The organism is Amycolatopsis sp. NPDC059235 (assembly GCF_042754125.1).
In the GTDB taxonomy this organism is placed as follows: Bacteria; Actinomycetota; Actinomycetes; order Mycobacteriales; family Pseudonocardiaceae; genus Amycolatopsis; species Amycolatopsis albidoflava.
Window position 1 is genome coordinate 25234 of the sequence record NZ_JBHZAG010000034.1, and the last position, 19127, is coordinate 44360.

Genomic DNA, 19127 nt, shown 5'->3' on the forward strand with positions numbered 1-19127 from the left:
GGCGCTGACAATTCCTGTCCCGATGCGGACAAATCAGTTCTTGTCGAGTCCGCCCAGCAGCAGTTCGCCGAGCGCGGTGAACGCTTCCGCGTCGGACACATCGGTGCGGCGGCCGAGCACGCCGGTCTGAATGCCCTCGATGATCAGTCCGGTCATTTCGGCCACGAGCCGCGCGTGCACGTCGCGGAACACTCCGTCGGCGACGCCCTTGTCGATGAACGCGCGGATCCGGCGGGCGGCGGCGCGGCTGTTGAGCTGATAGGTGTCGCGGGCGGGCGCGAACGCGGCGATATCGGCCATGAACTCCGGCGACGCCCGGTTCAGGTGCTCGGAGACGCCGGAGAGGTACTCGCCGATCAGCTCGCGCGCGTCGTCGATGCCCGCGATCCGCTTCTCCAGGCGTTCGGCGGCGTCGCGGAAGAAGTGCGCGACGACCTTGACCGCGAGCTGCTCCTTGCTCGGCGCGAGCGCGTACAGCGTCGACTTCGAGCAGCGGAGCCGGGCGGCCAGGTCGTCGAGCGTGAAGCCGGCGAAGCCCTCCGCCAGGAACAACGTCTCTAACTCGCGCAGCAGGGCTTGCTGCCGCGCGGTGGGACGGCGACGGGCTTCAGGGGTGGACATCACGTCACTATCTCCTACCGATCAGGGACAGCCCCGCTCCGCATACGGTACTCTCAATCAGCCGTTAGTACTGTTTTCAGTACCACCGCGTTCTGGGAGGAACCATGCCGGTCGACCGTCTGCTGCCGACGCCGGAGTCCGAAGACCTGCTCGCGCTTGCCACGGAGATCGCCCGTGACGAGCTGAAACCGCGTGCTTCGGCCGACGAGGAGGCCGAGCGGTTCCCGCGCGACCTGTTCACCCTGATGGGCAAGTCCGGCCTGCTGGGCCTGCCGTACTCGGAGCGCTGGGGCGGGGCCGAGCAGCCGTACGAGGTCTACCTGCAGGCGCTGGAGGAGATCGCCGGCGCGTGGATGAGCGTCGGTGTCGGGCTGTCGGTGCACACGATGTCCTGCTACGCGCTCGCGCACTACGGCACGGAGGAACAGCAGGACCGCTGGCTGCCGGACATGCTGGGCGGCTCGCTGCTCGGCGCGTACGCCCTGTCGGAAACACAGGCCGGCTCGGACGCGGCAGCGCTGTCCACCCGCGCACGGCTTTCCGAGGACGAGTACGTCGTCAATGGCACGAAAGCGTGGATCACCCACGCCGGTGTCGCGGACTTCTACACGACGATGGTCCGCACGAGCGACGACGGCGGGCACGGCATCTCGTGTCTCCTGGTCGACTCGTCGACTCCGGGCCTCTCGGCGGCTCCGCGCGAGCGGAAAATGGGCCTGACCGGGTCTCCGACGGCGCAGCTGCTGTTCGAGGACGCGCGGGTGCCCGCTGACCGCCTGATCGGCGGCGAGGGTGCGGGCCTGAAGATCGCTTTGTCGTCGCTCAGCTCGGGCCGGCTCGGGATCGCCGCGTGCGCGGTGGGCCTGGCGCAGGCCGCGCTGGACGAAGCCGTGGAGTACGCGAAGGGACGCACCCAGTTCGGGCGTCCGATCGCGGACTTCCAGGGCATGGAGTTCCTGCTGGCCGACATGGCCGCGACGGTCGAATCGGCCCGTGCGACCTATCTGGACGCCGCCCGCCGTCGCGACCGCGGCCTGGACTTCCAGCGCCAGTCGTCGATCGCGAAGCTGGTGGCGACGGACGGCGCGATGAAGGTGACGACCGACGCCGTGCAGGTGCTCGGCGGTGCTGGGTACACGCGGGACTTCCCGGTGGAGCGGTACATGCGGGAGGCGAAGGTGCCGCAGATCTTCGAGGGGACGAACCAGATTCAGCGGATGGTGATCGCGCGTTCGCTGAAGAACGCCTAGTTTTTTCTGTCGTCATAAGCCGCGCGGGCGGCATGGACGCGGCCCGCGTTGGCTTTGGACCAGTCGGCGATCGCGCCGGTCAACGCGCCGACGTCCCGGCCGAGATCGGTCAGCGCGTACTCCACGCGCGGCGGAATCGTCGGGTAGATCGTGCGGGTGACCAGCCCGTCGCGTTCGAGGTTGCGCAGCACCTGGGTGAGGGATTTCTGCGTGACGCCCTCGACTCCGCGGCGCAGCTCGGTGAACCGCAGCGGGCGCTCGTACTGCCGGAGCAGACCGAGGGCGTAGAGCGTCCACTTGTTGGCTAGCACGTCCATCACGGTGCGCGACGGGCACGCTTTCGCATACTTGGTATCCATTGGGTACCTATAGATCGTCGAGGTGCCTTCTTCACAAACGATACCGGTGGCGAGCAGGCTTTGTCGCATGATCTTGATGACCGGAGCCACCGGAAAAATCGGGCGCGAGGCCGTCCGGCTGCTCGGACCTGTCCGCACGCTCGTCCGCACCCCGTCGGGCGGCGCCGACGAGGTGATCGGCGATTTCGACCGCCCGGACACCCTCGACGCGGCCCTGCGCGGGGTCGACACTCTCCTGCTGATCGGGCCCGCCGTGGCGTCGCAGATGGCGGTGCTCGATCGCGCGGTTGCGCACGGCGTGCGGCACGTCGTGCGGGTCACCAACCACAAGGCTGTCGACGATTCGCCCGTCGCCCGACGGCGGGAGCACGCGCGGATCGACGCGCACCTCAAGGCGTCCGGGATGGACTACACGCTGCTCGCGCCGAACTTCTTCATGCAGAATCTGCTGGCTCTCGCGCCGGAGATCTCTGCGACCGGCGGCTTTTCGAGCTCCGCGGGCGACGGCCGGATCGGGATGATCGACGCCCGCGACGTCGCGGCGGCGGCTGCCGCGATCGCGACTGCTCCGGCGGTGCATGCCGGGCGGACGTATCTGCTGACTGGACCGGAGCTGGTCACGTTCGCCGATGTGGCGCGGGAATGGGCTTCGGTGACGGGCCGCGCGGTGGAGTATCGGCGGATCTCGGCTGAGGAGCATCGCGCGGCGATGGAGTCGAACGGGGTGCCGGAGGCGGGGTCGAACGCGCAAGTTTTCGAGCTGCTGGCGGAGGGGGACGGGGCTTGGTTGTCGGACGACTTCGCCGCGGTCGCCGGTGGTGCGCCGCGGGGGTTGCGGGGGTTTCTGGCGGACTACTGCCCCTAGAGCGCTGAGCATGATCAACCCAGCGGCGAAACATGGCTCTCCGTGTCGTTATGGTTACTGACAGTCTCGCGGCAGGCGTGAGACAATGCCGGTGACGTGAGGAGACGCTGTGACAGCACTTCCCGAGCCGACGCGTGGTGAATTCCCCTGGGAGATCCCGGATCACCTGCTGTCGATCGAGGAATACGCGGCCCTCGGTGAAACCGACTCCGGCTTCACCGAGCTCGTGGAGGGCCGCTTGATGATGTCGCCCAGTCCTAAACCAAGACACAGCGTTGCCATGCTGGAGCTAGCGCATCAACTGCGACCCCACCTGCCGGACGGGTACAAAACCGTAGCCGAGACAGATGTCGACCTCGAACTGGTTCCGCCCGGCGAACCAGGCTTTTCTCGTCGCCCCGACCTGATGATCACGACGAAGGCCGCGCTAGCGCGCGTTGACCACGACGAGGACATGCTCCGCGCCAACGAGATCCTTCTCGTCGTCGAGATCGTCTCGCCTGGTTCTAAGCGCACCGACTACGCCACCAAGCACGACGAGTACGCCGACGCCGGAATCCCGTTCTACTGGATCCTCGACCTCGACGACCCCATCTCCCTCGTCGCCTGCCACCAAGCCGGAGACCTCGGTTACCAGGATGCCCCGGCAGTCACAGGGAAATTCCGCACCACAGAGCCATTCCCCGCCGAAATCGACCTCGCCGCGCTGCTCGATTGAGGCGGCCGCCCGGGCCGCCTCAATCAAGGCCTCAGCGAGTTTCCCGGTACCGCCGATCCTTCGACACGCCCTCGCCGGTCGTCTCGTCGAAGTGGTAGACCTCCTGGCCCCGCACGAACACCCGTGTCGCGCGGTTCATCACGTCCAGCGGGTCGCCCGACCACAGCACCACGTCCGCGTCCAAGCCGGGCGTCAGGGTGCCGACGCGGTCGTCCAGGCCGAGCATCTGCGCCGGGTGCAGCGTCAGTGCCTTCAGCGCGGTCTCCGGGTCCAGGCCGTCCTTCACCGCCAACGCGGCTTGGTACACCAGGAAGTTGATGGGAACGACCGGGTGGTCAGTGGTGATGGAAATACGCACCCCGGCCCGCGCGAGGATCCCCGCCGAGCGCAGGCTTCGGTTGCGCAGTTCCACCTTGGACTTCGTGGTGAACAGCGGGCCGAGGATCACCGGGACGTCGCGTTCGGCCAGCAGGTCCGCGATCAGGTGGCCTTCGGTGCCGTGGTTGATCACCAGTTTGTAGCCGAACTCGTCGGCGAGCCGGATCGCGGTCACCATGTCGTCGGCGCGGTGCACGTGCTGGTCCCAGTACAGCTCGCCGTCCAGCACCTTCACCAGCGTTTCGTTGGTCAGGTCCGTTTCGAACGGCTTGCCCTCGGCCAGTGTGTGGTCGCGCTTCGCCTGGTAATTGCGCGCCTTCGTGAACGCCTCGCGCAGGATCGCGGCCACGCCGAGCCTGGTCGACGGGGTGACCTTCTTCTCGCCGTACACCCGTTTCGGGTTCTCGCCCAGCGCGCTCTTCACGCTCACCTGCTCGGCGAACGTCATGTCCAGAATGGACCGGCCCCACGTCTTGACACCGATGGTCTGCCCGCCGATCGGGTTGCCCGACCCCGGCTTGATCACCACGCTCGTGACGCCGCCGGACAGCGCGTCGTCGAAACCCGGTTCGTACGGGTCGATCCCGTCGACCGCGCGGAAGCGCGCGCCGTTCGGGTCGGTCATTTCGTTGGTGTCGTTGCCCGCCCAGCCCTCGCCGTCCTCGTGGACGCCGAGGTGCGCGTGCGCGTCGATGAATCCCGGCAGGACCCAGCTGCCGGACGCGTCCACCAGCTCCGCGTCCTCCGGCACCTCGACGTCGGCCTCAGCCCCGACTTGGGTGATCCGGCCGTCTTCGATGAGCACAGTGCCGCCCTCGATCGGAGCGGCGCCGACGGGAACCACATAGCCCCCGACAATCGCCTTGTAAGCCATAGTTTGACACGCTAACGAACTCACCCGGGTTCGCGCATCCGGGGTTTTTCCAGGTGCACCAACTGATAGTCCGCTTCCGGCGAGCGATGCGTCTCGCGGTAACCGAGCTTTCGGTACAAATAGAGCGGCCCGGCCGAACGCTCGCCGGTGAACAGCCGGAACACCGTCACCTCCGCCGGGGTCGCGTCCTCGGCCGCCGCCAGCAGCGCGGTACCGAGTCCCTCGCCTTGGCGATCCGGTGCCACCACGAGCCGCCCGATCTCGCCGGCCGGACCGTCCACTCGCATCCGCACGCTCGCCACCAGCCTGCCGCCGTCGCGGAAACCCCAGACCGTGATCGACGGGTCGGCGATGGCCGCGCGCACGTGGTCGAGGGTGTCCATCAACGGCGGCAGGTCGAAGTTCTGGTGCGCCCGCGCCTCGGTGATGTACGCGGCCTGCTGCAGGGTCAGCAACTCGCCCGCGTCGGCGCCGGTCAGCAGTTCGAGTTTCACGGGACCCGGATCCCCCAGCTGCCCGTCCACGACGTGGCCGGCTCCAGTTCGATCAGGTCGGTGCGGGTGTTGAGCGCGTCCGCCGGGCAGGTCATCGGCTCGATCGCCACCGCGCGGCCGCGGCCGGTCAGGTCGTCCGGAGTGAACACCTGCACCCAGCGGAAGTCCGGACCGGTCCAGACCACCAGCTGGCGGTCGCCGTGGGACAGCACGTGGTGGCGGGTGCCGTCCGCGGCCAGTTCCAGCCCGCCGAACGCGGTGTCCAGGTCGACTCCGTCGAGCACGCGCCCCTGGCGGAAGTCGTATTCGGTGCCCTCGACGTCCTGCTCGTCCGCGTACGGCATCTGCTGATCGCCCTCGTACGGCCGGACGCGCGTGGCGGGCAGCGTGAGGGTCAGCTCGTCGGTGGGCGCGTCGCCGATCCGGAAGTACGGGTGCGTCCCGACGCCGACGCCGATCGGCTTCTCCCCCTCGTTGCGGATCTCGTGCGTGATGACGAGCTCGCGCGGCTGCAGGTCGTAGGTGATCGTCGCGCGCAGCGGGACCGGCCAGCCGGGCTGCACCTCGACGTCGATGGCGAGCGTGATGGACGTTTCCGCGTGTTCCAGCAGCTCCCACTCCAGGTGCCGGGTCAGGCCGTGGATGGCGTTGCCGCGCGCTTCCTCGGTGATCTCCAGCTGCTGCTCTTCGCCTTCGAACTCCCACTTGCCGCCCTTGGTCCGGTTCGGCCACGGCAGCAGCACCTGGCCGAGCCCCTTCGGCGGCTTCTCGTCCTCGGCGAACGTCTCGACGTACGGCACTCCGCTGATCTCGAACGCGCGCAGCCCGGCACCGATCTCGGTGATGACGGCGCGCGCGTTGCCGCGGGTGATCTCGAACTGCTCTCCGGTGGGGTTCGCCATGGCGCTGAGGTTACCGATCGGCCGCGCCGGGCGGGCAGCGCTCGAACACTAACCGGGCTCGAAACTAACTAGACCGGTCGTCATAGTTTGAGCTACGGTGGGCGCATGGTCAACCGCACCGACACACGCCGCCGGATGCTCGAATCGGCGGCTGAGCTGTTTCGCACCCAGGGCTATCACGCCACCGGGATGACGCAGCTCGTGTCCGAAAGCCGGGCCCCGAAGGGTTCGCTGTACTTCCATTTCCCCGGCGGCAAGGAACAGCTGGCGGCTGAGGCGGTACAGCTTTCCGGGGAGCGGCTGGCCGGGCAGTTCCGCGAAATCACCTCTGCCGCACCGGATCCGGCCACCGCCATCGACCTCATCGTGGCCGCCCTGGCCGCTTCACTGTCCGAATCGTACTTCCGCTGCGGCTGTCCAATCGCGACTGTCGCGTTGGAAGCCGCCGACAGCGAGCCAATCCGCGCCGCGTGCGACCAGGGTTACGAAGGCTGGCTGCGCGGCATTTCCGCCTACTTCACCGAGCGCGGTCTTCCCGAAAAACGCGCTGCTTCGCTGGCGACCATCGTGCTTTCCGCGATCGAAGGCGCGTTGCTGCTCGCACGCACCCGGCGGGACACCGCGCCGCTGCAAGCTATCGCCGCCCATCTGCACACCACTGTCGAACGGGAGTTCGCCTAATGCGTGTACATCACTTCAACTGCGGCACCATGCGTCCGATCGGCGGCCGGCTGGTCGACGGAAAGCCCGGGCTGTTGCGCCGCGCCACCCTTGTGTGCCATTGCATGCTGGTCGAAACCGGGACCGGGCTGACGCTCATCGAGACCGGAATGGGTTCGCCCACCGTCACCGATGCCGCGCGCTGGCTCGGCTCGCGCTTCCTTCGCACGTCGAACCCGATGACGGACGAAAACGAAACCGCGCTGAGCCGCATCCGCGCGCTGGGCTTCGACCCGGCCGACGTCCGCGACATCGTCCTCACCCACCTCGACCTCGACCACGCCGGCGGGCTCGTCGACTTCCCGCAGGCCCGCGTGCACGTCTACGGCAAGGAACTCGACGCCTACCGCACCGGAAACCCGCGCTACCGCGACGTCCAGTTCCGGCACGGTCCACAGTGGAAGTCCTATTCGGACGCGGGCGACCGCTGGTTCGGCCTCGACGCGGTCCGCGAACTGGACGAGGTCGAGGGAGTCGCGCTCGTGCCGCTCGCCGGGCACACCGTCGGGCACGCCGGGGTAGCCGTCGACACCGGGTCCGGCTGGGTGCTCAACGCGGGCGACGCGTATTTCTTCCACCAGGAGATCGACACCGATTCCTATTGCCCGCCCGGATTGGCTATGTTCGAACGGCGGGTCCAGACGCTGCCCGGGCCGCGGCGCGAGAACCAGCGCCGGTTGCGCGAGCTGCGCCGGGACCACGCCGACGAGGTGACCGTGTTCGCCTCGCACGACCTGACCGATTTCGTCCGGCTCAGCGAGAGGAGCACAGTATGAAGGTGCACCACCTCAACTGCGGCACGATGCGCCCGCTCGGCGGCAAAGCGCTCGACGGCCGTCCCGGGATGCTGCGGCGCAGCACGATCGTGGCGCACTGCCTGCTGGTCGAGACCGACGACTCGCTCGTGCTGGTCGACACCGGCTTCGGCACCCGTGGCGTCACCGAATCGCGGCGCTGGCTCGGCGGTCCGTTCATGGCGATGGTCGGCGCGAAACCGATCATGGAAGAAACCGCCGTGGCGCAGATCAACGCATTGGGCCACGATCCCGCCGATGTCCGGCACATCGTGATGACTCACCTCGACGTCGACCACGCCGGCGGTCTCGCCGATTTCCCTGACGCCACAGTGCATGTCCGCACCACCGAACGCCGCGCCGCGGACAACCCGAAGAGCTTCCCGGAGAAAACGCGGTACCGCGCCGAGCAATTCGCGCACAGTCCATTGTGGAGCACTTACGACGAAGCCGGCGAAAAGTGGTTCGGCTTCGACGCCGTGCAACCGTTGCGTGGACTGCCGCCGGAAATCCTGCTCGTCCCGTTGCCCGGCCACACGCACGGCCACTCCGGCGTCGCGGTCGACACCGGCGACGGCTGGCTCCTGCACGCCGGCGACGCGTACTTCTTCCACGGCGAAGTCGCCCCGGTGCGCCCGCACTGCCCGCCGGGCATGCGCGCGTTCGAGGCGATCAACCAGATGGACGGATCGGCCCGCCGCGCCAACCTCGCCCGGTTGCAGACCCTCGCCCGCGAAAAGCAGGACGAGGTCTCGGTGTTCAGCGCGCACAGCCAGGTCGAATTCCAGGCGCTGCGCCGGAATACCGCGCAGCCCTCCCCGAGTTGAGTACCCGCATGACGCGCATCCAGTACGTCGGCGGCCCGACCGCCCTCATCGAGTACGGCGGGACCCGCCTGCTCACCGACCCGACCTTCGACGCCGCCGGCGACTACCCGATCGGCGCCCGCAAGCTCGCGAAAACCGCTGGTCCTGCGGTCACCGCAGCAGAGGTCGGCCAGGTGGACGCGGTGCTGCTCTCCCACGACCAGCACCCCGACAACCTGGACGTAGCGGGGCGAAAGTACGCCCTCGCCGCCCCGCTCGTCCTGTCCACCGCCTCGGCGAGGGAACGGATCGGCGACCCGGTTCGAGCCTTGGCCAACTGGGAGTCTTACGACCTCAGCGGCGTCCGCGTCACCGCAGTTCCCGCACAGCACGGGCCGGACGGCAGTGCGCATCTCGTCGGCGAAGTCACCGGTTTCGTGCTCGAAAGCGAAGGCCAGCCGACCGTCTACGTCAGCGGCGACAACGCTTCTCTCGACGTCGTGCGGCAGATCGCCGAACGCTTCGAGCGGATCGACATCGCCGTCCTGTTCGCGGGCGGAGCCCAGACACCGCTGGTCGGCGACGCCTACCTCACGCTGCCCAGCGACGGCGCGGCCGAGGCGGCCCGGATCCTGAACGCGCGTCAGGTCGTCCCGCTGCACTTCGAGCATTGGGCGCATTTCACGCAGGGCCCGGACACGCTCGGCCCGGCTTTCGCCGAAGCTGGCCTGGCGGACCGGCTGCATCTGCTCAAGCCCGGCGAGCAGGTCAGCTTCCAGTAAGCACGAACCCGCCGTCCACGGTGATCACCGCGCCGGTGACGAAACTGTTCTCCATCAAATACACATTGGTCGCCGCTACCTGGTCCGCCTCACCGACCGATTTGGTCAGCGTCCGTTCGGTGAACGCGGCGACCATCGCGTCCAGCTGTGGTTGCGGGAGCGCGTCCCACATCGGCGTGTGGACCGGCCCCGGGCGGACGGTGTTGACCCGCACCGGGGCCAGGTCGACGGCCAGCCCGCGCGCCAACCCCTCGATCGCGCCCACGGAACCGGCCGCGAGCGCCGCGCCGGGCATCGGGCGCACGCCGACGATCCCGGACGTCAGCACGATCGAACCGCCCGGCCGGATCCGCGGCGCGGCGTGCTTCACCGCACTCACGACGCCCCAGTAACGGACATAGAACCCGCTCTGCGCGTCATCGAGCGACAGGTCGGCGAGCGGCTGCTGATGTGGCGCGTCGCCTGCGGTGTACACGAGGTGGTCGAGCGTGCCCACGTGCTCGAACAGGGCCGCGACGTTCTCGTCGTCGCGTACGTCGGTGATGAATCCTTCGCAGGTGTCCGGCAATTCGGCGAGCGCTGCGTCCAGCCGCGCCTTGCCGCTCGCCGCGATCGTGACGGACGCGCCCGCCTCCGCTGCGGCGCGTGCGGTCGCCAATCCCATGCCCGAGCTGCCGCCGATGACGACAACCCGCTGGTCAGCCAAAGACATGATGGATCTCCTCCTGGTTGATGACTCAGTGAGACATCAACAGTAACAGTGATGACCCACTGCGTCATCACTGTTAAGATCGCTTCATGCCGCGTTGGGATCCGGAAGCCAGGGAGCGGCTCCGCGCGGCAGCGCTGGAGCTGTTCGCCGAACACGGCTACGAGAACGCCACGGTCACACAGATCACCGAGCGTGCCGGGCTGACCCGGCGCACGTTCTCGCGCTACTTCGCGGACAAACGCGACGTGCTGTTCGCCGGGTCGGAGCAGCTCCCGGACGCGATGGCCGACGCCGTCCGGCGCGCCGACCCCTCGCTGCCGCCGTTTCAAGCGCTGCTGGCCGCCTTGGTCGACGCTGGCGATTTGTTCGCTGGTCTGGTTTCGCAGGCCGCACAACGCCGCGCGATCATCGCGTCCAGTCCGGAGCTGCAGGAACGCGAGCGGACGAAACTGGCGGCCGTCACCGCAGCAGTCGTTGACGCTTTACGGGAACGGGGAGCCACCGAATCGAGCGCGAAGATGCTCGCACAGGTTGGCACCGCGGTCTTTCAAACCGCGTTCGAGCGATGGTCCGATCAGCCTGCGGACACGGATTTCGCCGGGCAGGTACAGGAGGCGGCAGCCGAACTCGCCGCCCACCTGACCCCGTGATCACGCCTTTTCGCGCACCTCGACCAACGTCGAGTCTTCCAATTCCGCCTCCGCGGCCTGCTTCGTGCGCCCAGTCGCCCGCAGCACCAGGTAAGCCACCACCAGCAGGACGAAGAAGGGAATCCCGAACTTCCACGCCGGGTCGAGACGCTCGATCCAGAACGTCGAAATCAGCACGGTGGCCAGGAAAGCGATCACCACGACGTTCACGACCGGCGCGCCCCACAACCGCACTGGCGACGGCGGCAGCCCGGCCCGTCGGCGGCGGATCCGGAACGCCAAATGCGTCACCAGAATGATCATCCACACCACGAGCGCGGCGAAGATCGAAATGCCGAACAACACCAGATACGCGTTGGAATCGGAATTCTTGGACAGGATGGTCGCGATCACGAGGCCCGCGGTGGACAGCACGAGCGCGTTGCGCGGCACTCCGGACCTGGTCAGCCGTCCCGCCCAGGACGGGGCGAATCGGTGCTCGGCAAGGGAATGCAGCATGCGCGTGGTGAGGTAGAGGTTGGTGTTCGCGCTCGACAACGCAGCCGTGAGTACCACGAAGTTCATGATCGTCGCCGCCGCCGGAACCCCGGCGGCTTGGAAGACGCGGACGAACGGGCTGGCCGTGATTGAGCCGCCCTCGCCGGTGACGGTCCATGGCACCACCAACACAACGATGAGCATTGCCGCGACATAGAAGATCGCCAGCCGCACCACCATCGCCCGGGCCGCGCGCGGGATGTCGCGGGTCGGGTTCTCGGATTCGGCCGCGGTCACCGAAACCACCTCGGTGCCGATGTAGCTGAACAGCACGAACACCATGGCCAGCAACAGTCCGGACACACCGTTCGGCAAGAACCCGCCGCTCACGCTGAGATTCGTCAGACCGGGCGCGGGCGCCTTCGGCAGGCCGAAGAACACGAGAATCAAGCCGAGCGCGACGAACACCAGGATCGCGCACACCTTGATCATCGCGAACCAGTATTCGAACTCGCCGAAAATGTGCACCGCCGCGCCGTTGACGACGATCACCAGCAGCGAGAACACCGCGACCGGCACCCACAACGGAATCTGCGGCCACCAGAACTGGACGTACACGCCGGCCGCGATCGTCTCGCCGCCGATCGCGATCACTTGCATCGCCCAATACGCCCAGCGCACCACAAACCCGCTGCCCGCGCCGAGATACTTCTGCGCGATGCTGCCGAACGCGCCCGCGGCCGGGTGCACCACCACCATTTCGGCCAGTGCCCAGGAAATCGCCAGCGCGACAAGTCCACAAAGGACATAGGCGAGCACGACGCCCGGCCCCGCGTGCGAGATCGCCAGGCTCGATCCGAGGAAAAGGCCGGTGCCGATGGCCCCGCCGATTCCGATCATGGTCAACTGCCTGCCGCGCAGCCTCCGCTGCAGCCGGTTCGGGGACGGGGACTCGGCCATGTCTGCTCCCTACTGGCTCGCCCGGTACTCGGCGATCGCCGTGACGACGGCGTCGAGATCGGACTCGACGTTGTAGTAGTGCAAGGACATCCGCAGCACGTCGCCGCGGGCACTGCACACGATCCGCCGCCCGGCGAGGAACGCCGCCAGCGCGTCGGGATCCCGGTCGGCCAGCGCGACGAGCGGACCGCGCCGCGCGTCGTCCAGCGGCGACCGGAGCTGTTCCCCAGCGTCGAGCAGCCGCTGCTGCAGCTGCCCGGTCAACGCTCCAATGTGGTCACGCACCCGGTGCGCGTCCAACTGGTGCAGCAACTTCAGCCCGGCGACCGCGCCGTAGGCGGACGGGATCGACGGCGTCCCGGTCTCGAACCGGCGGGCGTGCTCGGGATAGTCGAGGTGTCGCGGGTCGAATTCGAACGGGTTCGTGCGGCCGAACCAGCCGGTCAGCGGCGGGGAAACCTCGTCGCGCACGCCTGGCCGTACGTAGAGGAAGGCGATCCCGGAGATGCCGAGCAGGTACTTCAAGCTTCCGCTGACGAGATAGTCGCAACCGAGTTCGGCGACGTCGACCGGCTCGACGCCAAGGCCCTGATAGGCGTCGACAAAGCTCCGGGCCCCGTTTTCCCTGGCCAGCGTGGCAACTTCGCGCACCGGGAACCGCAGACCGTTGGCGTAGCTGACTAACGGGACGGATACCAACTGCGTTTGCTCGTTGATGAGCGCGGCGTAATCTTCGGTGTCGACCAGGCCGTCGCGGTGGGCGACGAACTGGACGTCCGCACCGCGGCCCTGCTGCGCGAGCCAAACATGGCCCAGTGAAGGAAATTCCAGGTCGGTCGTGACGATTCCCGGCCGCGGCGACCACGCCTGCGTGGAGGCGACCTGATACGCCCCTTCGGACGCCGACGGCACAACGGCGATGTCATCCGCGTCCGCGCCGATCAGCCGAGCGAACAGTTCTCGCGCCTCGGCGACCTTCACCATCCACTTGTCCCACGGTGCCCCGTGCTCGCGGATCGTGTGCTGGAACTCGAAAAGCTCCGCGGTCAGCGCGTCCGAGAGCGCGCCCTGACTGCAGCTCGCGAGGTGCACCGAGTCGGCGAAGGCGGGGAAATGCGCCCGGAAAGCGGCTGGGCTGGGCTGGTCGGTCACGACACTCCGTTCCTTGACTGGCGGGCGAGACCGGTCCGTTCGCCACCGTAACGGCGCGAGCACCGTGCGTCGATGCTCCGTCCCGGCGGCCTTGCGGCTCCGGAAGCCCTGGTCGAGGCTCCGTGTTCACCCTGACTGATCTCTGACAGCTATTCCGTCAGTGCTGCTGAAACCGGTACTGTAGATATGGCCTTCCGCGCTGTCAACGACCGTCAAGGATCCGCAATAGCGCGCCCCGCGACCGAGAGGACGCACCGATGAGCATCCCCGCCGAGACCGCGGTCGACCAGCTCCTGACCCAGCTGGCCGAGGGCCGGCTGCAGGTCGTCGACCTCACCAACAAGCTCAGCGCCGCCACTCCGACCCTGCAGCTGCCCGAGCCGTTCGCGAATCTGATCGACTTCAGCCTCGAATCGGTCAGCGAGTTCGACGATTCCGGACCGTTGTGGCGGCACAACAACATCCACACCGGCGAGCACATCGGCACCCACCTCGACGCGCCGCGGCACTGGATCTCCAACCGCGACGGCGCGGACGTCTCGGAGCTTCCGGTCGGCAGGCTGATCGGGCCCGCGCACGTCCTCGACATCTCCGCACGCGTCGCCGACAATCCGGACTTCCTGCTGGAGATCGACGACATCCAGGCCTGGGAAGCCGAGCACGGTCCCTTGCGGCCGGGCGGCTGGCTGCTCGTGCACTCCGGCTGGGACCAGTACGCGCAAGACCGCGACGCGTTCCTCAACTTCTCCGACGGCGCCAGCCACACCCCCGGCATCTCGGCCGCGGCGGCGAAGTGGCTTGCCGAGGAGACGCCGATCGCTGGCTACGGCGTGGAAACTGTCGGCATCGACGCCGGAAACGGCTTCGCGCTCGACCCGCCGATGCCCGCGCACCACCATCTGCTCGCCGCGGACAAGTACGGCATCACCTCGTTGCAGAATCTCGGCTCATTGCCGCCGGCCGGTGCGCTCGTCGTGGTCTGCCCGCTGCCGATCGTCGGCGGCACCGGCAGCCCGGCGCGGGTGCTCGCGGTGGTGCCGGCGTGAACGTCGCACAAGCCGTCGGGATCGCGTTGGCCCGGTTCGGCGTCCGCAAGGCGTTCGGCGTTGTCGGGAGCGGAAATTTCCACTTCACCAACGGTTTGATTCAAGGCGGGGCCGAGTTCGTCGCGGCCCGGCACGAGGGCGGCGCGACCACGATGGCCGACGCCTACGCCCGGTGCAGCGGCGAGGTCGCGGCGGTGTCGGTGCATCAGGGCTGCGGGCTCGGCAACGCGACCACCGGGATCGGGGAGGCGGCGAAAAGCCGGACGCCGCTGGTCATCGTCACCGGTGAGGCGACGGATCCGCTGTCGAACTTTCACATCGACGAGGACGCGCTCGCCCGGTCCGTCGGAGCGAGCAGCATCCTGGTGCGGTCCGCTCAAACCGCCTTGGCGGACGCAGCGCGGGCGTTCACTCAAGCGCGGCGCGACCGGCGGACTGTCCTTTTGCGACTCCCGCTGGAGGTGCAGGCGGAGCCGTTCGAGGAGAGTCTTCTCGATGGCCTGACCCCCATTTCGCCATTGCCCCAGCCGCGCGCCGCCGAGGCGGAGGTGCAGGCGCTCGCTTCGATTCTGCGGAAAGCCGAACGGCCGGTATTCCTTTGTGGACGCGGTTCCCGAGCCGCCCGGACCGAACTGGTCGCACTGGCCGACCGCTGCGGCGCGCTGCTCGCTGAGGGTGCCGTCGCGAAAGGACTGTTCACCGGCGAGCCGTGGGCGATCGGAGTGTCCGGAGGGTTTTCTTCGCCGCTGACGGCCGAACTCATCCAGGGTGCGGATGTCGTCGTCGGCTGGGGTTCCGCACTCAACGATTGGACCACTGCGCACGGAAGCCTGCTTTCGCCGGAGACCACGCTCGTACAGGTCGACCTGGAATCCGCCGCACTGGGACGGAACCGGCCGGTCACCCTCGGCATCGTCGGCGACGTCGCCGGTACGGCGCTGGCGGTCGCCGAACAGCTCGATGTCCACAATGGATATCGCACTGATGAGCTGAAAGCCCGCATCGACCGGGAAATCCGCTGGCGCGACAACGAACACGACGATGCCGGGACCGCCGACGTGATCGACCCGCGCACCCTGTCCGCCGCGCTGGACGAGATCATTCCGGCCAATCGCGTCGTCGGCGTCGATTCGGGAAACTTCATGGGCTACCCCACGATGTACCTCGACGTCCCGGACGAGAACGGATTCTGCTTCACCCAGGCGTTCCAGTCGATCGGTCTCGGACTGGCCACCGCGATCGGCGCGGCGCTCGCCCAGCCGGACCGCTTCCCGGTCGCGGCCTGCGGCGACGGCGGGTTCCTGATGAGCATCGCCGAACTCGAAACCGTCGTACGCCTGAAGCTGCCGATGCTGATCGTCGTTTACAACGACCACGCCTACGGCGCCGAGGTGTACTTCTTCGAGCCCGGCGGACACCCAGCCGACACGGTCACGTTCCCGGACACGGACATCGCCGCGATCGCCCGCGGCTACGGCTGCGATGCGGTCACCGTCCGCGCCAAGGAGGACCTCGAAGAAGTAGCGACCCGGGTCGCCGCCGGTCTGGACCGTCCGCTGGTGGTCGACGCGAAGATCGCCGGGTTCAGCGCTTGGTGGCTCCAGGCCGCGATGACGCATCACTGAGCGCCCGCTTGCGTTCCTTCGAGAGGCCGTACAGCAATCGGACTCGGACGGAAAGCCGGCCGATCAGGCCTTGGCGACCGCCGTGTGCACGAGCGGGGTCATCATTTCCTTGGTCATCTTGACCGGCCCGGTGTAGTTGACCAGCACCGGAACCCCGTTGGACAGCTTGGCCGCGGCGAGCGTGGCGGTCTTCTGCTCGTCGGTGTAGAAAACCGCGCCGTCCGGGAAGCCCGGCACGTCGACCGCGCCCGGCTTGGCCTTCTTGATCGCGGCGATCATGTCGGCGGCCTTGGCCTTGCGGCCCTCGTAACGGGTCACCGCCAGCGCGCCGGCGGTCTTGCCTTCGACGAGGTATTCGCAGCTCGTGGCCTTGCCGCCGTTGCTCGGGTTGTCGTGGGCGGGGCCGGCCTTCGACGTGATGCCGGGGATCTTGATCGCCTTGCTGACGTCGTCGGACGGCAGCAGAGCGCAGGTGTCCGACGCCTTGCCGGCGGGCGCGGACGAGGAGGGCTGAGACGACGGGGCCTTGGTTGCGGGCGGCGGCGCGGCTGCCTTCTGCTCGCCGGAGGAGCAGGCAGTGAGAACAGCGGCGGCGGAGATCAACAAAGCGATCGGGTATGCACGCATATCGGGCATGCTATTCCGTTTGGAGTAATGCCCCTGTCAGTGGCCCTCTTCAACCGGAGCCCGATACCGCCAGAACCCGGGCAGCACCGCCAGCGAGGCCACCGTCAGCACGATCACCAGCAGCCCGCCACCCGTCGCCGAGACCTTGGTCCCCCATGCCGCCGCGGACCAGCCGTGCGTGAGGTCGGCAATCCGCGGCCCGCCCGCGACGACCACGGTGAACACGCCCTGGAGCCGCCCGCGCATCTCGTCGGTGGTCGCGGTCTGCAGGATCGCCTGCCGGTACACCGAGCTGACCATGTCCGCCGCGCCGCCGAGCGCGATGAACACCAGCGCCAGCCACAGCGAATGCGCGAGCCCGAACGCCGCCATCGCCGCGCCCCAGCAGCAGATCGCGATGACGACCGCGGCCCCCTGCCGCTGCACCCGGTGCAGCCAGCCGGAGAACAACCCGATCAGCATCGCGCCCGCGGGCAGCGCGGCGTAGAGCAGGCCGAGCGCCGGACCGCCGCCGGGCGGGTCGCCGAACGTGCGCTCGGCCATCTCCGGGATCAACGCGCGCGGCATGCCGGCGACCATCGCGATAATGTCCACGACGAACGACGCCAGCAGCACTTTTTGCTTGGCCAGATAACGGAATCCGTCGATGACCGACCCGATTCCCGCCTTGCGCGCCCCCTCGCCGAGCGGCGGGATCGAGGGCAGCCGCCACACCGCGATCAGCGTGATCGCCAAGGCGCAGACGTCCACCAGGTACAAAGTGGACAGACCGATCACCGGAATCAGCGCCCCGCCGAACAGCGGCCCGAACACCGCGCCGAACGTGGCCATCGTGGTGTTGAGCGCGTTCGCCGACGGCAGCAGCGAGGCGGGCACCAGCCGCGCGACGACCGCGCCGCGAGTGGGCATGTTGATCGCGAAGAACGCCTGGTTCGCGGCGAGCAGCCCGAGCACGAGCCAGACCGAATGCATCCCGGTGAACGCCTGGAGCCAGAGCAGCGCGGAGGTGACCGCGACGCCGACGTTGGTGACGAGCAGCAGCTTCCGCCGGTCGACGGCGTCGGCGATCGCCCCGCCCCAGAGCCCGAACACGAGCAACGGCACGAGCGCGACCGCGCCGGTCAGCCCGACGTAACCGGACGATCCGGTGATATCGAAAACCTGCTTCGGCACCGCGACCGCGGTGAGCTGCGAACCGACGGCGGTGACCGCGGTGGACATCCACAGCCGCCGGAAAGCCGGAATCTTGAGCGGACGAGTGTCGACGACGATCCGGCCGAGGAGCTTGCGGGCCCCGTTGCGGGGCGGGCGTATCCCCGGTTCTGCGGTCACGAGCTATCAGCTTAGTTGCGCTAACGAAGCTGGTGCAGGTGATTTTCCCCGCAGGCTGGTCAGGACGGGATTGCCGACGGCCGGGCCACGCGGTCCCGCTGATGTCCGTGAGGGGAACCCTGAGGGACTCTGATTCCCTCAGGGTTCCCCTCACGGACGTTCGCACGGGCCGCGGCGGGCCCGGCGCGCGATGGCGAGGTCCGTGAAACGAAAACGCCGCCCCCAGGTCAAAGCCCGGGGGCGGCGTCCGAAAACAGCCCGAAGATCAGGGAGCCAGCCGCTCCACGTGCCAGCCGTCGTGGGTGCGGTGGAAGCGGAGGCGGTCGTGGAGGCGGTCCTCGCGGCCCTGCCAGAACTCGACGAAGTCCGGGCGGATGCGCCAGCCTCCCCAGTGCGGCGGGGCCGGGATGTGCTCGACGTCGGCGAAGCGGCGTTCGATGTTGCGCAGGGCGTTGTCCAGCGCGCGCCGTCCGTCGACCACTCGCGACTGCGGCGACGCCCACGCTCCCAGCTGCGAACCGCGCGGGCGCTGGGCCCAGTAGGCGGCCGTCTCGTCCGCGCTGACCTTCTCGACCTCGCCGCGGACCGTCACCTGACGGTGCAGCGGGTACCAGGGGAAGGTGGCCGACGCGTAGCGCGTGGCAGTGAGGTCGTGGCTCTTCGTCGACGTGTAGTTCGTGTAGAAAACCACGCCGCGCTCGTCGAAGCCCTTGCACAGCACCGTGCGCGAAGAGGGCCTGCCCTCGGCGTCGGCGGTCGCGAGCACCATCGCGTTGGGCTCCGCGAGCGCCTCGGAAACCGCTTGGCTCAGCCAGCTTTCCAGCTGGTCATGCCACGTGGCCGCGAGCGCCGACTCGTCAAACGGCGCGCTGTCGTAAGCCACCCGCATGCCAGGCAGCCGCACGACCGCCTCGTCGATCTCCGGTGTCATCCGGCCCAACCTCCGTTACCCCTGGTGAGGGTGTCGAATCACGGCTATCCAG

General features: G+C 68.2%; 21 protein-coding genes. 10 read left to right on the forward strand and 11 right to left on the reverse strand.

The annotated features are described in order from the left end of the window. Positions 1–33 precede the first annotated feature (33 nt). Positions 34–621, reverse strand: coding sequence for a TetR/AcrR family transcriptional regulator (locus tag ACFXI3_RS22515; protein WP_344281193.1), 588 nt, complete (start codon positions 619–621; stop codon positions 34–36). A 104-nt stretch (positions 622–725) separates the two neighbouring features. Between ACFXI3_RS22515 and ACFXI3_RS22520 the strand changes: the two genes are divergently transcribed. Continuing rightward, positions 726–1871 carry an acyl-CoA dehydrogenase family protein gene (locus tag ACFXI3_RS22520; RefSeq protein WP_378401860.1) on the forward strand — a complete coding sequence of 382 codons (1146 nt, stop codon included), beginning with the start codon at positions 726–728 and terminating at the stop codon, positions 1869–1871. Here the strand turns inward: ACFXI3_RS22520 and ACFXI3_RS22525 are convergent. Further along, positions 1868–2230 carry a winged helix-turn-helix transcriptional regulator gene (locus ACFXI3_RS22525; RefSeq protein WP_378401862.1) on the reverse strand — a complete coding sequence of 121 codons (363 nt, stop codon included), beginning with the start codon at positions 2228–2230 and terminating at the stop codon, positions 1868–1870. The genes ACFXI3_RS22520 and ACFXI3_RS22525 overlap by 4 nt on opposite strands. 67 nt (positions 2231–2297) lie before the next feature. Between ACFXI3_RS22525 and ACFXI3_RS22530 the strand changes: the two genes are divergently transcribed. Both ACFXI3_RS22530 and ACFXI3_RS22535 read left to right on the forward strand, forming a co-directional pair. After that, on the forward strand, positions 2298–3095 hold the full coding sequence (locus ACFXI3_RS22530; protein ID WP_378401864.1) for an NmrA family NAD(P)-binding protein: 798 nt from the start codon (positions 2298–2300) through the stop codon (positions 3093–3095). 109 nt (positions 3096–3204) lie between these two features. Beyond that, positions 3205–3813, forward strand: coding sequence for a Uma2 family endonuclease (locus ACFXI3_RS22535; protein WP_378401866.1), 609 nt, complete (start codon positions 3205–3207; stop codon positions 3811–3813). Between the two features lie 31 nt (positions 3814–3844). Here ACFXI3_RS22535 and ACFXI3_RS22540 read toward each other — a convergent pair whose 3' ends face one another. From ACFXI3_RS22540 to ACFXI3_RS22550, 3 genes are read right to left on the reverse strand one after another with little or no spacing between them, the layout of a single operon-like run. After that, entirely contained in the window at positions 3845–5065 is a 1221-nt protein-coding gene (locus ACFXI3_RS22540) for an amidohydrolase (RefSeq protein WP_378401868.1), read from the reverse strand. A 20-nt stretch (positions 5066–5085) separates the two neighbouring features. Next, positions 5086–5589, reverse strand: a complete 504-nt coding sequence (locus ACFXI3_RS22545) for a GNAT family N-acetyltransferase (protein ID WP_378401870.1) — start codon at positions 5587–5589, stop codon at positions 5086–5088. Then, complete coding sequence (locus tag ACFXI3_RS22550; RefSeq protein ID WP_378401872.1) at positions 5556–6461, reverse strand: aldose 1-epimerase family protein; 906 nt, start codon at positions 6459–6461, stop codon at positions 5556–5558. Before ACFXI3_RS22550 ends, ACFXI3_RS22545 begins: the two co-directional genes overlap by 34 nt. Positions 6462–6566: 105 nt before the next feature. Here ACFXI3_RS22550 and ACFXI3_RS22555 point away from each other — a divergent pair, with 105 nt between their 5' ends. Genes ACFXI3_RS22555 through ACFXI3_RS22570 form a run of 4 tightly spaced genes read left to right on the forward strand, consistent with a single transcriptional unit; the run spans position 6567 to position 9563 of the window. Further along, a complete protein-coding gene (locus ACFXI3_RS22555; protein WP_378401874.1) occupies positions 6567–7142 on the forward strand; it encodes a TetR/AcrR family transcriptional regulator in 576 nt (191 codons plus the stop codon). After that, positions 7142–7957: an MBL fold metallo-hydrolase gene (locus ACFXI3_RS22560; RefSeq protein WP_378401876.1), complete on the forward strand. Its 816-nt coding sequence runs from the start codon at positions 7142–7144 to the stop codon at positions 7955–7957. Before ACFXI3_RS22555 ends, ACFXI3_RS22560 begins: the two co-directional genes overlap by 1 nt. Beyond that, positions 7954–8802 (forward strand): MBL fold metallo-hydrolase, encoded by an 849-nt coding sequence (locus ACFXI3_RS22565; RefSeq protein WP_378401878.1) that lies wholly within the window; start codon positions 7954–7956, stop codon positions 8800–8802. The genes ACFXI3_RS22560 and ACFXI3_RS22565 overlap by 4 nt, the downstream gene beginning before the upstream one ends. A gap of 8 nt (positions 8803–8810) precedes the next feature. After that, positions 8811–9563, forward strand: a complete 753-nt coding sequence (locus ACFXI3_RS22570) for an MBL fold metallo-hydrolase (RefSeq protein ID WP_378401880.1) — start codon at positions 8811–8813, stop codon at positions 9561–9563. Here the strand turns inward: ACFXI3_RS22570 and ACFXI3_RS22575 are convergent. Continuing rightward, positions 9550–10275 carry an SDR family oxidoreductase gene (locus tag ACFXI3_RS22575; RefSeq protein WP_378401882.1) on the reverse strand — a complete coding sequence of 242 codons (726 nt, stop codon included), beginning with the start codon at positions 10273–10275 and terminating at the stop codon, positions 9550–9552. The two genes, ACFXI3_RS22570 and ACFXI3_RS22575, sit on opposite strands and share 14 nt — an antisense overlap. Before the next feature lie 86 nt (positions 10276–10361). Between ACFXI3_RS22575 and ACFXI3_RS22580 the strand changes: the two genes are divergently transcribed. Next, on the forward strand, positions 10362–10925 hold the full coding sequence (locus tag ACFXI3_RS22580) for a TetR family transcriptional regulator (protein WP_378401884.1): 564 nt from the start codon (positions 10362–10364) through the stop codon (positions 10923–10925). On the opposite strand, the gene ACFXI3_RS22585 is transcribed toward ACFXI3_RS22580, so the two are convergent. Together ACFXI3_RS22585 and ACFXI3_RS22590 are read right to left on the reverse strand one after the other, a co-directional pair. Continuing rightward, positions 10926–12362 (reverse strand): amino acid permease, encoded by a 1437-nt coding sequence (locus ACFXI3_RS22585; RefSeq protein WP_378401886.1) that lies wholly within the window; start codon positions 12360–12362, stop codon positions 10926–10928. It abuts the gene before it with no gap. Between the two features lie 9 nt (positions 12363–12371). Further along, positions 12372–13514 (reverse strand): aminotransferase class V-fold PLP-dependent enzyme, encoded by a 1143-nt coding sequence (locus ACFXI3_RS22590; RefSeq protein ID WP_378401888.1) that lies wholly within the window; start codon positions 13512–13514, stop codon positions 12372–12374. 257 nt (positions 13515–13771) lie between these two features. On the opposite strand from ACFXI3_RS22590, the gene ACFXI3_RS22595 reads away from it, so the two are divergent. Both ACFXI3_RS22595 and ACFXI3_RS22600 read left to right on the forward strand, forming a co-directional pair. Beyond that, positions 13772–14560 carry a cyclase family protein gene (locus tag ACFXI3_RS22595; RefSeq protein ID WP_378401890.1) on the forward strand — a complete coding sequence of 263 codons (789 nt, stop codon included), beginning with the start codon at positions 13772–13774 and terminating at the stop codon, positions 14558–14560. Next, a complete protein-coding gene (locus ACFXI3_RS22600; RefSeq protein WP_378401892.1) occupies positions 14557–16185 on the forward strand; it encodes a thiamine pyrophosphate-binding protein in 1629 nt (542 codons plus the stop codon). The genes ACFXI3_RS22595 and ACFXI3_RS22600 overlap by 4 nt, the downstream gene beginning before the upstream one ends. Positions 16186–16248: 63 nt before the next feature. Here ACFXI3_RS22600 and ACFXI3_RS22605 read toward each other — a convergent pair whose 3' ends face one another. From ACFXI3_RS22605 to pdxH, 3 genes are all read right to left on the reverse strand, one after another. Next, complete coding sequence (locus ACFXI3_RS22605; protein WP_344288349.1) at positions 16249–16812, reverse strand: DUF3558 family protein; 564 nt, start codon at positions 16810–16812, stop codon at positions 16249–16251. 36 nt (positions 16813–16848) lie between these two features. After that, positions 16849–18144 carry an MFS transporter gene (locus tag ACFXI3_RS22610; RefSeq protein WP_378401894.1) on the reverse strand — a complete coding sequence of 432 codons (1296 nt, stop codon included), beginning with the start codon at positions 18142–18144 and terminating at the stop codon, positions 16849–16851. A 265-nt stretch (positions 18145–18409) separates the two neighbouring features. Continuing rightward, the gene (pdxH, locus tag ACFXI3_RS22615; RefSeq protein WP_344288353.1) at positions 18410–19075 is read right to left on the reverse strand and encodes a pyridoxamine 5'-phosphate oxidase; all 666 of its coding nucleotides are present in this window, start codon (positions 19073–19075) and stop codon (positions 18410–18412) included. Positions 19076–19127: the final 52 nt, after the last annotated feature.

What these genes read in the sequence shown, in the direction of transcription:
- ACFXI3_RS22515 (WP_344281193.1), bottom strand. Translation starts at nt 621, where the DNA reads ATGTCCACCCCTGAAGCCCGTCGCCGTCCCACCGCGCGGCAGCAAGCC.
- ACFXI3_RS22520 (WP_378401860.1), top strand. Translation starts at nt 726, where the DNA reads ATGCCGGTCGACCGTCTGCTGCCGACGCCGGAGTCCGAAGACCTGCTC.
- ACFXI3_RS22525 (WP_378401862.1), bottom strand. Translation starts at nt 2,230, where the DNA reads ATGGATACCAAGTATGCGAAAGCGTGCCCGTCGCGCACCGTGATGGAC.
- ACFXI3_RS22530 (WP_378401864.1), top strand. Translation starts at nt 2,298, where the DNA reads ATGATCTTGATGACCGGAGCCACCGGAAAAATCGGGCGCGAGGCCGTC.
- ACFXI3_RS22540 (WP_378401868.1), bottom strand. Translation starts at nt 5,065, where the DNA reads ATGGCTTACAAGGCGATTGTCGGGGGCTATGTGGTTCCCGTCGGCGCC.
- ACFXI3_RS22550 (WP_378401872.1), bottom strand. Translation starts at nt 6,461, where the DNA reads ATGGCGAACCCCACCGGAGAGCAGTTCGAGATCACCCGCGGCAACGCG.
- ACFXI3_RS22555 (WP_378401874.1), top strand. Translation starts at nt 6,567, where the DNA reads ATGGTCAACCGCACCGACACACGCCGCCGGATGCTCGAATCGGCGGCT.
- ACFXI3_RS22560 (WP_378401876.1), top strand. Translation starts at nt 7,142, where the DNA reads ATGCGTGTACATCACTTCAACTGCGGCACCATGCGTCCGATCGGCGGC.
- ACFXI3_RS22565 (WP_378401878.1), top strand. Translation starts at nt 7,954, where the DNA reads ATGAAGGTGCACCACCTCAACTGCGGCACGATGCGCCCGCTCGGCGGC.
- ACFXI3_RS22570 (WP_378401880.1), top strand. Translation starts at nt 8,811, where the DNA reads ATGACGCGCATCCAGTACGTCGGCGGCCCGACCGCCCTCATCGAGTAC.
- ACFXI3_RS22575 (WP_378401882.1), bottom strand. Translation starts at nt 10,275, where the DNA reads ATGTCTTTGGCTGACCAGCGGGTTGTCGTCATCGGCGGCAGCTCGGGC.
- ACFXI3_RS22580 (WP_378401884.1), top strand. Translation starts at nt 10,362, where the DNA reads ATGCCGCGTTGGGATCCGGAAGCCAGGGAGCGGCTCCGCGCGGCAGCG.
- ACFXI3_RS22585 (WP_378401886.1), bottom strand. Translation starts at nt 12,362, where the DNA reads ATGGCCGAGTCCCCGTCCCCGAACCGGCTGCAGCGGAGGCTGCGCGGC.
- ACFXI3_RS22595 (WP_378401890.1), top strand. Translation starts at nt 13,772, where the DNA reads ATGAGCATCCCCGCCGAGACCGCGGTCGACCAGCTCCTGACCCAGCTG.
- ACFXI3_RS22605 (WP_344288349.1), bottom strand. Translation starts at nt 16,812, where the DNA reads ATGCGTGCATACCCGATCGCTTTGTTGATCTCCGCCGCCGCTGTTCTC.
- pdxH (WP_344288353.1), bottom strand. Translation starts at nt 19,075, where the DNA reads ATGACACCGGAGATCGACGAGGCGGTCGTGCGGCTGCCTGGCATGCGG.